Raw genomic sequence first — 13,451 nt, 5'->3', positions numbered from 1 at the left:
CTACGCGTGATCGGCAGTGGTGGTGACCGGATCGGAGTCCGCGGCGGTCGTTGCTGCGTCGTCGTCGTGCTCCGAGAAGGTGTCGTCCGAGTCTACATCGGACTTCGGACGCGGCTCGCGGCCCGGCAGGTAGGGGCTGGGCTCCCGGCCCGGGTGCCGTCGCGTCTGCACGATGAAGATGATGAGACCCAGCAGGATCGCGGCGAAGGACATCCAGACGTTCGTGCGGATGCCCGCGAAGGTCTCGCTCGTGTCGACGCGGATGGACTCGAGGAACGAGCGGCCGAGGCCGTACCAGATGAGGTAGAGCGCGAGGACGCGGCCCCACTGCAGCGTGAACTTGCGGTCGAGCAGCAGGATCACGACGACGCCGAGGACGTTCCAGATGATCTCGTAGAGGAACGTCGGGTGGAACAGCGTGCCCTCGGGCAGGCCCTTCGGGAACGCGGCGTTCGAGGACTCGATCTGCAGACCCCACGGCAGGCTCGTCGGCATGCCGAAGAGCTCGTGGTTGAAGTAGTTGCCGAGGCGGCCGAAGGCCTGGGCCAGCAGGACCCCGGGGACGACCGCGTCGATGAAGGACGTGAACCGGAGCCCGACCTGTCGGCAGCCGATCCAGGCACCGACGGACCCGAGGATGAGCGCGCCGAAGATCGCCAGGCCGCCCTCCCAGATGTAGAGGAACGACAACGGGTCGATGCCCGGGCCGAAGTAGTCGGACACGTGCGTGAACACGTGGAAGAGCCGGCCGCCGATGATGCCGGCAGGGACAGCCCAGATCGCGATGTCGATGATGATCCAGCGCTCGACACCACGCGCGTTGAGGCGGCGGTTCGCGAGGATCACCGCGGCGACGATCCCGAGCAGGATGCAGATCGCGTAGGCGTGGATGCGGAAGTCGAGCGGCAGCGACCAGCCGAACACGTCGCGCAGCCAGGCGGTCAGGTCGAAGTACTGCCAGGCGGTGCTCGGGCTCGGGATGCTCAGGAGGGGCATGGAGGTGCTGTCGCCTTTCGGTACTGACTGGGGCGCGGTGTCGACGTGGCGTCGGCCCCGCTCACTGTAGCGCGGGTCGCGACCCGGCCAGGAACTGGACTAGGGGCGGCGGGCGCCGGCGGTGAGCTCGGCGGCGCGGTCCGCGACACCGGTGACACCGAGGTCGGCCAGTGCTCGGACGAACGCGGAGCCGACGATCGCGCCGTCGGCGTACTCGAGGACCTCGGCGACCTGGTCGGCCGTCGAGATGCCGAGGCCGACGCAGGTGCGCTCGACGCCGGCGTCGCGGAGGCGGGACACGACGGTCCGCGCGGCGACGTCCACGCCGGCTCGGGCGCCGGTGACGCCCATCGTCGACACGGCGTACACGAAGCCACGGCTGACCTCGACCGCCTGCCGCATGCGGACGTCGGACGACGACGGCGCGGCCAGGAAGACCCGGTCGAGTCCGGTGCGCTCGGAGGAGGCCATCCACTCTGCGGCCTCGTCCGGGATCAGGTCAGGCGTGATGAGCCCGGCGGCACCGGCCGCGACGAGGTCGTCGGCGAACCGGTCGACGCCGTAGCGGAGCACCGGGTTCCAGTACGTCATCACCAGGACCGGCACGTCGGCGCGCTCGGTGATCTGGTGCACCGCGTCGAAGACCTGTGCGACCCGGAAGCCGTTCGCCAGGCTCTCCTCAGCGGCGCGCTGGATGACGGGGCCGTCCATCACGGGGTCGGAGTACGGCAGGCCGAGCTCGATGACGTCGACGCCGTTCTCGGCGAGGGCGACCGCTGCGTCGACGCTGGTCTGCACGTCGGGGTAGCCGGCGGGCAGGTAGCCGACGACGGCCCCCGCGCGCTCGGCGTTGGCGGTGTCGATCGTCGTCGCGACCGTTCGGTTCGTGGTCACAGCTGCACCGCGTTCTCGTCGAGGATGCCGAAGTAGCGACTGGCGGACGCGACGTCCTTGTCACCACGGCCGGACAGGTTCACGAGCACGACCCCCTCGGGGCCGAGCTCCTTGCCGAGCTTCATCGCGCCGGCGAGGGCGTGCGAGGACTCGATCGCCGGGATGATGCCCTCGGTCTGGCTGAGGAGGCGGAACGCCTCCATCGCCTCGGTGTCGGTGATGGGCTCGTACTTCGCTCGGCCGATCGAGGCCAGGTAGGCGTGCTCCGGGCCGACGCTCGGGTAGTCGAGCCCGGCGGAGATGCTGTGGCTCTCGATGGTCTGGCCGTCCTCGTCCTGCATCAGGTACGACTTCGTGCCCTGCAGGACGCCTTCGCGGCCGAGCGTGATGCTCGCCGCGTGCCGACCGGTCTCGATGCCGTCGCCACCGGCCTCGAAGCCGTGCAGCGCCACCGACTCGTCGTCGAGGAACGCCTCGAAGATGCCCATCGCGTTCGAGCCACCACCGACGCACGCCGCGACGGCGTCCGGCAGTCGGCCGACGCGGTCGAGGACCTGCTGCCGGGCCTCTTCGCCGATGACCTTGTGGAACTCGCGGACCATCTCCGGGAACGGGTGCGGTCCCGCGACGGTGCCGAGCAGGTAGTGCGTGGAGTCCACGTTGGCGACCCAGTCGCGCAGGGCCTCGTTGATGGCGTCCTTCAGCGTGCGGGAACCGGTCTCGACCGGGATCACCTCGGCGCCGAGCAGGCGCATCCGGGCGACGTTGAGCGCCTGGCGCTCGGTGTCCACGGCGCCCATGTACACGACGCAGTCCATCCCGAACAGCGCGGCAGCGGTCGCCGTGGCGACGCCGTGCTGTCCCGCACCGGTCTCCGCGATCAGGCGGGTCTTGCCGAGCCGTCGGGCGACGAGGGCCTGCCCGAGCACGTTGTTGATCTTGTGCGACCCGGTGTGGTTGAGGTCCTCGCGCTTGAGGATCACCCGGGCACCGCCGGCGTGCTTCGCGAACCGCGGCACCTCGGTGATGATCGACGGACGGCCGGTGTAGTCACGCTGGAGCTCGTCGAGCTCGGCGCGGAACGCCGGGTCCGCCCAGGCCTGGCGGAAGGCGGCCTCGAGCTCGTCGAGCGCGAGGACGAGGGACTCGGGGACGAAGCGTCCGCCGAAGTCGCCGAAGTACGGGCCGTGCAGGTCGCGGAGTGAGGTCACGATGGTCTTCCCGGGACGAGCCCGACGCCGGCCGCTGGGGCCGGGCGCCGGACGGGTGGATCGTTCGGCCGCGGTCGGCGGCCTCGATGCGGGTGGGTCGTTCAGCCGCGGTCGGCGGCGGCGATGAACGAGGCGAGCGTGGCGGCCGGGTCGGCACCGGTGACGAGTGCCTCACCGACCAGGACGACGTCGGCACCCGCAGCACGGTAGTGGGCGACGTCCTCGGGGCCGGCGACGGCGGACTCGGCGACGCGGACGACGCCGTCCGGGATCCGGTCGGCGAGCGAGCCGAACAGGTCGCGGTCCAGCGAGAAGTCCGTCAGGTCCCGCGCGTTCACGCCGAGGATCCGGGCTCCGGCGTCGAGGCCGCGCGCGACCTCGTCCCCGGAGTGGGCCTCGACCAGGACGCGCATGCCGAGCTCTTCCGCCAGGGTGTGCAGCTCGACCAACCGGGGCTGGTCGAGGGCCGCCACGATGAGCAGCACGACGTCGGCGCCGGAGGCCCGGGCCTCGATCACCTGGTACGGGTCGGCGATGAAGTCCTTGCGCAGCACCGGGATCCCGACGCGGGCCTTGACGGCTTCGAGGTCGGCGAGACTGCCGAGGAACTTGCGCCCCTCGGTCAGGACGCTGATCGTCGACGCACCACCGCGCTCGTAGTCGGCCGCCAGTGCTGCCGGGTCCTCGATCGGGGCCATCGACCCGCGGGACGGGCTGGCGCGCTTGACCTCGGCGAGGATCTTCACCCGATCGCCGGGGCTCAGGAACGCGAGCGCGTCGAGCGGCGACGCCACCCGGTCGAGGTCACGTTCGACGTCCGCGTAAGGACGGTCGAGACGACGGGCTGCTGCGTCCTCGAGCGCGCCCGCGACGAGGGTCTCGAGCACGTTCGGCATCGGGGACCTACTCGGCGTGGTGCTTGGCGACGTACTTCGGACCGTTGACGCCGTAGCCGGCCTTCGCCATGACGGCACCGGCGATGAGGCCGATCACCACGACGACTGCGGAGGCGACGACGCCCCACGGCTGGTCGAACCAGAAGAACAGCGTGCCTGCCGCGAATCCGATCAGCATGATCACGACGGCGGTCCAGGCGGCCGGCGAGTGGCCTTCGCCGAGTTCTGCGGGCTCAGTGTTGCTCACGGTGCTCCTCGTTCTGCTCCGGCGTCGTCGGTCGACCGACGCCCATCCGATCCTACCGTGCCGGCAGTGGGCTCGACGGTCGGCCCGTCGGTCGGGTCGACCCCGGCGCTGAGGTCGTCCCAGTCCACGACGGCGTCGCGCTCCACCGGTGCCTTCGCACGGGCGTCCGCAGCGGCGCCGGCGGTCGCGGCACCGTACTTCCGGCTGGGACCGGGCCACGAGCGCTGCACGACGATCACGACGATGCCGAGCAGCACGGCGAGCACACCGCCCGCGATCCCGATGGCCGGCCAGAGGGTGACGTCGACCCCCGAGACGACCCGGCGCACCGCGCTGAGGTCGCTGACACCGGCGACCTCGCCGACGGCGCCCTTCGCCGCGGCGACGGGGTCACCGAGCGCGGTGATGCCGCTGACCACGACGCCGATGCCGAGCAGGACCTCGACGCACGCGAGCACGACGCGCAGCACGCGGCCGGCGATCGTCATCGCGAGGAACAGCGCCAGGCTCGCGATGGCCAGCGCGGTGTACTGGGGCACGACGGCGGCGCCGTCGGCCTCGACCCGGGACGTCACGGCAGCGCCGGCGTGCAGGTGCACGGTGAACCACGTCTGGGTCCACGCGAGCATGATCACGCCGGCCACCAGGAGCCCGGCGACGACGACGATCGGGCGGGAGCGCTTCACGAGCGGACCTCGCGCATCCGGTTGGCGGTGGCGACCGCACGGAGCGGGGCCGCCGCCTTGTTGATCGTCTCCTCGTGCTCGGTGGCCGGGTCGGAGTCGGCGACGAGGCCGGCTCCGGCCTGCACCCGGGCGATGCCGTCCTTGATCAGGGCGGTGCGGATCGCGATGGCGATGTCGGCGTCCCCGGCGAAGTCGAAGTACCCGACCACCCCGGCGTACGCGCCGCGCGTGGCGGGCTCGAGCTCGTCGATGATCTCGAGCGCGCGCGGCTTCGGCGCGCCGGACAGCGTGCCGGCCGGGAACGTCGCCCGGAACACGTCGATCGCCGAGGCGTCCGGGCGGATCGCGCCCTCGACGCTCGACACCAGGTGCATGATGTGGCTGAACCGCTCCACCGTCATGAACTCGGTGACCGCGACGGACCCGGGCTCGCAGACCTTCTGCAGGTCGTTGCGCGCCAGGTCGACGAGCATCAGGTGCTCCGCGCGCTCCTTCGGGTCGTCGAGCAGGTCGTCGCCGAATCGGACGTCCTGCTCGGGCGTGGCGCCCCGCGGACGGGAGCCGGCGATCGGGTGCGTGATGGCCCGGCCACCCTGCACCTTGACCAGGGCCTCCGGTGATGCGCCGACGATCCAGAAGCGCTCGTCGGCGGTGTCCGCCAGGGCGAGGAAGTACATGTACGGACTGGGGTTCAGCGTCCGGAGCACCCGGTAGACGTCGAGCGGGTCGGCCGTGACCTCGTGGTCGAAGCGCTGCGAGATGACGACCTGGAACACGTCGCCGTCGCGGATGAACTCCTTCGAGCGCTCCACCGATGCCATGTACTCGGCCGCCGTCGACCGGTACGTCGGGGTCGGCTCGGCGATCTCGAACGCCTCGGCCACCGTGGCGACGGAGGGCTGCACGAGGTCGGCCTGCATGCGGTCGAGCCGGGCCTGCGCGTCGGCCCACAGCGTCTCGGCGTCGTCGGTGCCGTCGTTCAGGACGCTCGCGACGAGCAGCACGAGCCCGGTGCGGTTGTCGAGGGCGGCGAGCTCGGACACGAAGGACAGCGCCTGGCCGGGCACGTCGAAGTCGGCCGGCGGGACGTTCGGCAGGTGTTCGAGCTGCCGAACGGCCTCCCACCCGATGAACCCGACGGTGCCACCGACGAGCGGCGGCGAACCTGGGACCCGCGGGGTGGCCCAGCGCTCGTGCAGGCGCGCCAGGACCTCGAGCGGCTCGCCCTCGAGCGACCCGACGGCGCGGGCCGCGTCGATGCCGGTGTCGATCCACGCGGCACGGTCGCCGTCCTGGGTGAGCACGCCGAAGCTGCGCACGCCGACGAACGACCAGCGCGACCACAGGCCGCCCTGGCCGGCGGACTCGAGCAGGAACGAACCGGGACGGCCGTCCGCGAGCTTGCGGTAGACGCCCACGGGCGTCTCGCTGTCGCCGTAGAGCGCGCGGACCACCGGGATCACGCGGTGGTCCGGCAGGAGCGTGTCGAACTCCGGCCTGGAGGTCGTGTGCGGCGCGTCCGAGATCGTCGCGGTGGTCATCGGGTCGCCTCCACTGCCGTGGTGCCGTCCGGCGCGGACGCCGTCACGGGCGCGAGCGGGTCGACGTCGAAGCACCGGTGCGCACCGGTGTGGCACGCCGCCCCGACCTGCTGCACGGTGACGAGGAGCGTGTCGTCGTCGCAGTCCAGCGCCGCACCGCGCACGTACTGCGCGTGACCGGAGGTGTCACCCTTCCGCCAGTACTCGTTCCGCGACCGCGACCAGAAGGTCACACGCCCTTCGGTGAGGGTGCGTCGGAGCGCTTCCCGGTCCATGTAGCCGAGCATGAGGACGTCCTTCGAGGACTCTTCTTGCACGATGGCGGGGAGCAGCCCGTCCGCACCGAAGCGTGCACGGTCGAGGACCGCGTCGGTGCTGGAGCTGGTGCTGTCGGTCATGAGACTCCTAGCCTACGGCGACGGATCAGCGGACGGCGTGGCCGGCCGCGCGCAGCGCGCCCTTGACGTCCCCCACGGTCATCTCGCCACGGTGGAAGACGGACGCGGCGAGGAGGGCATCCGCTCCCGCGTCGACGGCCGGGGCGAAGTGCTCGAGCCGACCCGCGCCTCCTGAGGCGATGACCGGGACCGACGAGACGGACCGCACCGCGGCCACCAGGTCGAGGTCGAACCCGTTCTTCGTGCCGTCGGCGTCGATCGAGTTGACGAGCAGCTCCCCCGCACCGCGCTGGACCGCCTCCTGCGCCCAGGCGATCGCGTCGAGGTCGGACTCGGTGCGGCCCCCGTGCGTGGTGACCACGAACCCGGAGGGCATCCGGTCGGAACGCTTCACGTCGAGCGAGAGCACGACCGCCTGCGCGCCGAACCGGTCGGCGATCTCACCGACGAGCTCGGGACGGGCGATCGCCGCGCTGTTCACGCCGATCTTGTCGGCGCCGCACTGCTGCAGCCGGGACACGTCGTCGACGGAACGGACGCCGCCACCGACCGTGAGCGGGATGAAGACCTGCTCGGCGGTGCGGGTGACCGTGTCGTACATCGTGGAGCGGTTCTCGACCGTGGCACCGACGTCGAGGAACGTCAGCTCGTCCGCGCCCTGCTCGTAGTAGCGCGCCGCGAGTTCGACCGGGTCGCCGGCGTCCTGCAGGTCGAGGAAGTTCACGCCCTTGACCACCCGGCCACCCTGGACGTCCAGGCACGGGATGACGCGGATCGACACCCCGCCGAGCGCGGTGGTGCCGGTGCCGGACGCGGCGGTCACAGGCGTGCGGCGTGGATCGGGCTGACGAGGATGGCGCGCGCACCGAGGTCGTAGAGCGCGTCCATGATGAGGTTGGCGTCCTCGCGCGGGATCATCACCCGGACGGCGGACCAGTCACGACCGTGCAGCGGGGACACCGTCGGCGACTCGATGCCCGACGCCACCGCGGTTGCCTGCTCGAGCAGGTCGGTCGGGATGTCGTAGTCGAGCATCACGTAACCGCGCGCGACCAGGACGCCCTGCAGCCGGCGACGCAGCACCTCGATGCCCGGGATCGTCTCGTCGGTGGACACCAGGAGCGCGGTGGACTCGAGGATCACCGGGCCGAAGATCTCGAGGCCGGCCTGACGGAGCGTGCTGCCCGTCGACACCACGTCGGCGACGGCATCGGCGACACCGAGGCGCACGGCGCTCTCGACCGCACCGTCGAGCTTCACGAGCGTGGCCGTCACCCCGTGCTTCGCGAGGAAGTCCCCCACCAGGCCCGGGTAGCTCGTCGCCACACGGACGCCGTCGAGGTCCTGGAGGGTCGTGTACCTGCCCGGTGTGCCGGCGAACCGGAACGTGGAGTCCGCGAACCCGAGCGCGTCGACCTCGTGCGCCTCGGAACCGGAGTCGAGCAGCAGGTCGCGCCCGGTGATGCCGACGTCGAGCGCGCCGGAACCGACGTACGTCGCGATGTCACGCGGGCGGAGGAAGAAGAACTCGACGCCGTTGCGTTCGTCGAGCAGGTGCAGCGCCTTCGGGTCGCGGCGACCGGCGTACCCGGCCTCTCGCAGCATCTCGGAGGCGGTCTCGGACAGTGAACCCTTGTTGGGCACGGCGATGCGGAGCATCAGGGGTCTGCTTTCTGGTGGAGGGTCGGCGGCTGATCAGCGGATCAGAGATGTCGCCAGATGTCCGCCGGGGACAGCCCCTTCGCGACCATGAGGACCTGCAGGTGGTACACGAGCTGGGAGATCTCCTCCGAGGTGCGCTCGTCGCCCTCGTACTCGGCCGCCATCCAGACCTCGGCGGCCTCTTCCACGATCTTCTTGCCGATCTGGTGCACGCCGGCGTCCAGTTCGGCGACGGTGCCGGAGCCCTCGGGGCGCGTGCGCGCCTTCTCGGTGAGCTCCTGGAACAGGTCGTCGAACGTCTTCACGCCGACCAGGCTACCGGTCTCCGCCGACGCCGCCGACGTACCGTCCGGACGGGGCGCACTCACGCGCGGGCCCGGGCGGCCGCTTCGCGCAGGTCGGTGATCCGCGCGGCCGGTTCGCCGCCGTACACGGCCGACCCCGCGACGAGCGTGTCGGCGCCGCTGCGGACGGCCTCGGGCACGGTGTCCACCGAGATGCCGCCGTCGACCTCGAGCCAGACGTCCAGACCGGAGGCGTCGACGGCCGCGCGGGCGTCGGCGAGCTTCGGCATGACGGACGGCATGAAGGACTGGCCGCCGAAGCCCGGCTCGACCGTCATGAGCAGGATCATGTCGTAGGCGTCGAGGTGGTGCAGCACCTGCGTGATCGGGGTGCCGGGCTTCACGGCGACGGCGGCACGGGCACCGTTCGAGCGGATCGCGGCGGCCGTCGCGACGGGGTCGTCCGCGGCCTCGAAGTGGAAGGTCACGCTGGACGCGCCCGTCTCGGCGTACTTCGGCGCGTTCGTGTCGGCGTCGGTGATCATGAGGTGCACGTCGAGCGGCACCGGCGACACCTGCTGCAGGCGCTCGACGATCGGCAGCCCGAGCGTCAGGTTCGGCACGAAGTGGTTGTCCATCACGTCGACGTGCACCAGGTCGGCGGTCTCGATGCGGTGGAGCTCACGCTCGAGGTTCGCGAAGTCGGCGGACAGGATGCTCGGCGAGATGCGGATCGTCACCCGGCAAGCCTACCGGCGCGAGCCTGCCGAGCCGCTCCGCGACGACGTCAGCGGGCGCCGACCACCCGGGTGCCGAGCTCCGAGCCGAGCATCGTCCCGAGCGCGGCGTCGACGAGCCGTTCGCCCTGCGCCCGGTCGATCCGGCGCGAGACGACCAGGGTGGCGATGCCCTGCATGGTCGCCGCGAACAGGAGCTCGAAGAGCAGTCGGGCGTCCGGACCGTCGTCGCCTGCCGCCACGGTTCCCACGGCACCCTCGAGCACCGCGAACAGCGACTCCGCGGCGGCCTGTACCGGCCCGGGTCGGCCGGTCGTCTTCGCCTGGAACATGAGGTCCATCAGCGCCGCGTCGTCGATCGCGAAGTCCACGTACGCCAGGGCGACCCGACGGAACCGGTCGTCCACCCCGTCGGCACCGGACAGCGCCCGGCGCACGGCAGCGGTCAGCCGGTCGAAGCCGAGTTCGGCGAGGGCGTCGAGGAGCGCCTGCCGATCGACGAAGTGGCTCCGGGGAGCGCCGTGGCTGACCCCGGCGCGACGGGCGAGGTCGCGGAGCGAGAGTCCGTCGACCCCGGACTCCCGCAGCACCGCGACGGCCTCGTCGAGCAGCACCGCCCGCAGGTTCCCGTGGTGGAAGGGCCGCTCCGTCATGAGGACATCCTAGACCCGAACTAGGCATTGACTATTTTCTAGGCGACGCCTAGTTTGACCAGATGCCTCCAGATCAGACCCTCCTCGTGTTCGGCGCGACCGGCCAGACCGGCCAGCACTTCACCCGGCTCGCGCTCGACGCCGGTCACCGCGTCCGCGCCGTCGTCCGGACGCCGTCGAAGCTGCCCGTCCCGCACGACGACCTGCAGGTCGTGCAGGGCTCGGTCACCGGCGACCTCGACCTCGACGCGCTGCTCGACGGCGTGACGGGCGTGGTCGTGATGCTCGGGGACGTCGCCGCGCAACGCGAGCGACTCGTCAACACGCAGTTCGTCCGCGCCCTCGTCCCGGCCATGCGTCGGAACGGCACCCGGCGCCTGCTGTACCAGGCCGGCGGGCTGAGCGCCCCTCCCGGCAAGCGGCTCGCCCCCGTGCTCCGCGTCGTCCGGTCGACGCTCGCGCGGGACTACCGCGGCCAGCACGCGGACAACGAGGCGGTCATGCGCTACCTCGACGCCGAAGCGCAGGACATCGCCTGGACCGTCCACCGGGCCGGCATCGGCTCGGACGGTCCCACGAAGGGCGAGCTCCGCCGGTCGGCGCGGTGGATCAGCATCGGCACGTTCCGGGACTGCGCCACGTACAACCTGCGCGCCCTGTTCGACGACACGGCCGTGCACACGTGCGACGGCAGCGCCTACCGGCGACGGGCCTGAACGGCGAGCGACCCGCTCAGCCGACGCGACGGAACAGCGCGATGAACATCGCGTCCGTCCCGACCCGGTGCGGCCAGAGCTGCGCCGTGTTCCCGTCCGCGATCTCCGGGTCGCGCGCGGCGACGTGGCGCACGATCGTCGCGGTGTCGAGCTGCTCGAGCACTCCCCCGTGCCGCCCCATCAGCGCGTCGACCTGCCCGCGTGTCTCGGCCAGGTGCGGCGAGCACGTCACGTAGGCGAGCGTCCCACCCGGGGCGAGCACCCGGACCGCGGCATCGAGCAGCTCGGTCTGCAGGGCGGCGAGCTCCTGGACGTCCTCGGGGGTCTTCCGCCAGCGTGCCTCCGGACGGCGACGCAGCGCGCCGAGGCCGGTGCACGGCGCGTCGAGCAGGATGCGGTCGAAGGTCATCCCGGTGCCGTCGCGGCCGTAGCGCCGGGCGTCGCCCTCGACGACGCGGACGTGGTCGCCGAACACCCCGAGGGCGTTCCGCACGAGTCCGGCACGCGCCGGCACGAGCTCGTTCGCGACGAGGGTCGCGCCGCCCTGCTGCGCCTCGGCGGCGAGCAGCGCGGCCTTGCCGCCGGGGCCGGCGCACATGTCGAGCCAGCGCTCCCCCGCGCGGACCTCGGACGAGCGGCTCAGCGCGAGGGCGGCGAGCTGGGAGCCCTCGTCCTGCACGCGCAGGCGTCCGGCAGCGACGCCCGGCACGCGCGCGGGGTCGCCGGAGATGCCCCGGATCCCGACGGGCGAGACCGGCAGGGCGTCCGCCTCCGCCACGGGGTCGGCGGTCCGGACGGGAGGCACGGTGCCGGTCGCGCCGTCGGCCTCCGGTTCGTCGTCGACGGGCACCAGGGCCGCCGGTGCGTCGGCCGCGCCGGTCGCGTCGGCGAACGCGGCATCGGCGTCGTCATCTGCTTCCGGCACCGTGCGCGCGGTCGCGGTGGCGATGTCCTCGTCGGTGGCGAGCCCGGGCAGCGCGGCGAGCTGCACCCGGGGCGCGGCGTTGTCCGCGGCGAGCAGGGCCGCGAGCTCGTCGCGGGAACGCTCGGCGGCCAGTGCGTCGCGGAGGGCCGAGACGACCCAGACCGGGTGCGACCACCGGGTCGCGAGCAAGGCGTCGCCGCCACGGCCCTCGGTGATCTGGGCGTCCCACTCCTCGTCGGTGCGGGCGGCGATCTTGCGCATCACGGCGTTCACGAACCCGGTGGCGCGGCGGGCCCCGACCTCGCGGGCGAGCTCGACCGTGGCGTCGACGGCGGCGTGCGTCGGGGTGCGCATCGCGAGCAACTGGTGGGCACCGAGGCGCATCACGTCGAGCACGTCGGCCTCGATGTTCTCCGCGCGTCGACCGGAGGCCAGCGCGATGATGACGTCGTACCGGCCGAGCATCCGGATGGAGCCGTAGGTGAGCTCGGTGGCGAAGGCAGCGTCACGGGCGGTCAGGCCGGCACGGCGGATGCGCGACGGCAGCAGCAGGTTTGCGTAGGCGTCGTCGACCTGCACGGCGCGGAGCACGTCGAACGCTACTCGACGGGCGTTCGCCGGACGTGCGCCGCGGCGGGCTCCCTGGGGCTTCGTCTGGGGGCTCATGCGAGGACCTTCCCGTCGAGTTCGCCGAGGCCACGGGCCCAGGCTGCGGCGTCCATCGCCTTCTTGCCGGCAGGCTGCACCTCGAGCAGCGCCAGCGGAGTGTCACCGGTCCCGACCAGCAGCCGACCGCCGTGGAGTGCGAGCGCGCCGGGCGTGAGCTGCGGGGCGGGGTCCGCGGTGCCTCCTGGCAGGCGGTTGCTGCGGAGCAGCTTCACGCGGGTGTCGCCGAGGTGGGCGTACGCGCCGGGCTCGGGCGTCACGCCACGCAGGCGAGCGTGCACGACCGCTGCCGGTGCGGCGAAGTCGATGCGGCCGTCGTCGATCGTGAGCTTCGGCGCGAGGGTCGGGGTACCGGTCTGCTCGGTCGCGACGGCGGTGCCGGCGGCGATCGCGTCGACCACCCGGGCGACCGTGTCGGCGCCGGACTCGGCCATGGCGGCGAGGACCTCGCCCGAGGTGGCCTCCCGGTCGATGTCGAACGGGTCGGCGGCGTACACCGGGCCGGCGTCGAGGGCCTCGACCAGTTGGAAGACGGCGGCCGCGGTGCGGGAGTCCCCCGCCATCACGGCACGCTGCACCGGCGCGGCACCGCGGTACGCCGGCAGGTCGGAGAAGTGCAGGTTGATCCAGCCGAGGCGCGGCGCGTCCAGGGCCGGGCGACGGAGCAGTGCCCCGTAGGCGACGATGACGCCGAGGTCGACCTGGAGTGCGACGAGCTGGGCGGTGACTGCGTCGTCCACCCGGGACGCCTCGATCACGGGGAGGCCGAGCTCCGCGGCGGCCTGCGCGACCGGCGTCAGGGTGAGGACGCGCTTCCGGCCCTGCGGCGTGGCGGGACGGGTCAGGACCGCGGCGATCTCGTGCTCGGACGCCGCCAGACGGCGGAGGGTGGGGACGGCCGCAGCGGGGCTGCCGGCGACGACGAGACGCATGGGTTCG

Annotated in this window: 16 protein-coding genes; 1 reads left to right on the top strand and 15 read right to left on the bottom strand. The window is 72.3% G+C overall.

Annotated elements, in window-relative coordinates; translation table 11 throughout:
• The 13 genes from lgt to EDF19_RS09765 all read right to left on the bottom strand — a co-directional run bounded on the left by lgt (position 1) and on the right by EDF19_RS09765 (position 10,205).
• A complete protein-coding gene (gene lgt, locus EDF19_RS09825; protein ID WP_185022774.1) occupies positions 1-996 on the bottom strand; it encodes a prolipoprotein diacylglyceryl transferase in 996 nt (331 codons plus the stop codon).
• A gap of 99 nt (positions 997-1,095) precedes the next feature.
• The gene (trpA, locus tag EDF19_RS09820; RefSeq protein WP_123680728.1) at positions 1,096-1,890 is read right to left on the bottom strand and encodes a tryptophan synthase subunit alpha; all 795 of its coding nucleotides are present in this window, start codon (positions 1,888-1,890) and stop codon (positions 1,096-1,098) included.
• The gene (trpB, locus tag EDF19_RS09815; protein ID WP_123680727.1) at positions 1,887-3,101 is read right to left on the bottom strand and encodes a tryptophan synthase subunit beta; all 1,215 of its coding nucleotides are present in this window, start codon (positions 3,099-3,101) and stop codon (positions 1,887-1,889) included. Before trpB ends, trpA begins: the two co-directional genes overlap by 4 nt.
• A gap of 101 nt (positions 3,102-3,202) precedes the next feature.
• Entirely contained in the window at positions 3,203-3,988 is a 786-nt protein-coding gene (trpC, locus tag EDF19_RS09810) for an indole-3-glycerol phosphate synthase TrpC (protein ID WP_123680994.1), read from the bottom strand.
• Positions 3,989-4,004: 16 nt separating this feature from the next.
• Positions 4,005-4,244: an HGxxPAAW family protein gene (locus EDF19_RS19110; protein WP_185022773.1), complete on the bottom strand. Its 240-nt coding sequence runs from the start codon at positions 4,242-4,244 to the stop codon at positions 4,005-4,007.
• Positions 4,241-4,930, bottom strand: coding sequence for a Trp biosynthesis-associated membrane protein (locus tag EDF19_RS09800; RefSeq protein ID WP_123680725.1), 690 nt, complete (start codon positions 4,928-4,930; stop codon positions 4,241-4,243). The genes EDF19_RS19110 and EDF19_RS09800 overlap by 4 nt, the downstream gene beginning before the upstream one ends.
• A complete protein-coding gene (locus EDF19_RS09795; protein ID WP_123680724.1) occupies positions 4,927-6,471 on the bottom strand; it encodes an anthranilate synthase component I in 1,545 nt (514 codons plus the stop codon). Before EDF19_RS09795 ends, EDF19_RS09800 begins: the two co-directional genes overlap by 4 nt.
• Positions 6,468-6,869, bottom strand: a complete 402-nt coding sequence (gene hisI, locus EDF19_RS09790) for a phosphoribosyl-AMP cyclohydrolase (RefSeq protein ID WP_123680723.1) — start codon at positions 6,867-6,869, stop codon at positions 6,468-6,470. The genes EDF19_RS09795 and hisI overlap by 4 nt, the downstream gene beginning before the upstream one ends.
• Before the next feature lie 25 nt (positions 6,870-6,894).
• Complete coding sequence (hisF, locus tag EDF19_RS09785; RefSeq protein WP_185022772.1) at positions 6,895-7,692, bottom strand: imidazole glycerol phosphate synthase subunit HisF; 798 nt, start codon at positions 7,690-7,692, stop codon at positions 6,895-6,897.
• Positions 7,689-8,528, bottom strand: a complete 840-nt coding sequence (hisG, locus tag EDF19_RS09780; protein WP_123680722.1) for an ATP phosphoribosyltransferase — start codon at positions 8,526-8,528, stop codon at positions 7,689-7,691. Before hisG ends, hisF begins: the two co-directional genes overlap by 4 nt.
• Before the next feature lie 44 nt (positions 8,529-8,572).
• A complete protein-coding gene (locus tag EDF19_RS09775; RefSeq protein WP_111084162.1) occupies positions 8,573-8,836 on the bottom strand; it encodes a phosphoribosyl-ATP diphosphatase in 264 nt (87 codons plus the stop codon).
• Between the two features lie 59 nt (positions 8,837-8,895).
• The gene (rpe, locus tag EDF19_RS09770; RefSeq protein ID WP_123680721.1) at positions 8,896-9,555 is read right to left on the bottom strand and encodes a ribulose-phosphate 3-epimerase; all 660 of its coding nucleotides are present in this window, start codon (positions 9,553-9,555) and stop codon (positions 8,896-8,898) included.
• 47 nt (positions 9,556-9,602) lie between these two features.
• Positions 9,603-10,205 carry a TetR/AcrR family transcriptional regulator gene (locus tag EDF19_RS09765; protein ID WP_123680720.1) on the bottom strand — a complete coding sequence of 201 codons (603 nt, stop codon included), beginning with the start codon at positions 10,203-10,205 and terminating at the stop codon, positions 9,603-9,605.
• A 62-nt stretch (positions 10,206-10,267) separates the two neighbouring features.
• Here EDF19_RS09765 and EDF19_RS09760 point away from each other — a divergent pair, with 62 nt between their 5' ends.
• A complete protein-coding gene (locus EDF19_RS09760) occupies positions 10,268-10,921 on the top strand; it encodes an NAD(P)-dependent oxidoreductase (RefSeq protein ID WP_123680719.1) in 654 nt (217 codons plus the stop codon).
• A gap of 16 nt (positions 10,922-10,937) precedes the next feature.
• On the opposite strand, the gene EDF19_RS09755 is transcribed toward EDF19_RS09760, so the two are convergent.
• The gene (locus EDF19_RS09755; protein WP_260217077.1) at positions 10,938-12,512 is read right to left on the bottom strand and encodes an RsmB/NOP family class I SAM-dependent RNA methyltransferase; all 1,575 of its coding nucleotides are present in this window, start codon (positions 12,510-12,512) and stop codon (positions 10,938-10,940) included.
• Entirely contained in the window at positions 12,509-13,444 is a 936-nt protein-coding gene (locus tag EDF19_RS09750; RefSeq protein WP_123680717.1) for a methionyl-tRNA formyltransferase, read from the bottom strand. Before EDF19_RS09750 ends, EDF19_RS09755 begins: the two co-directional genes overlap by 4 nt.
• Positions 13,445-13,451: the final 7 nt, after the last annotated feature.

The sequence above is a fragment of the Curtobacterium sp. PhB115 genome, assembly GCF_003752025.1.
Classification (GTDB): Bacteria; Actinomycetota; Actinomycetes; order Actinomycetales; family Microbacteriaceae; genus Curtobacterium.
Note: the sequence above shows the minus strand (reverse complement) of the source record. Positions and strands in the feature narration are given on the sequence as shown.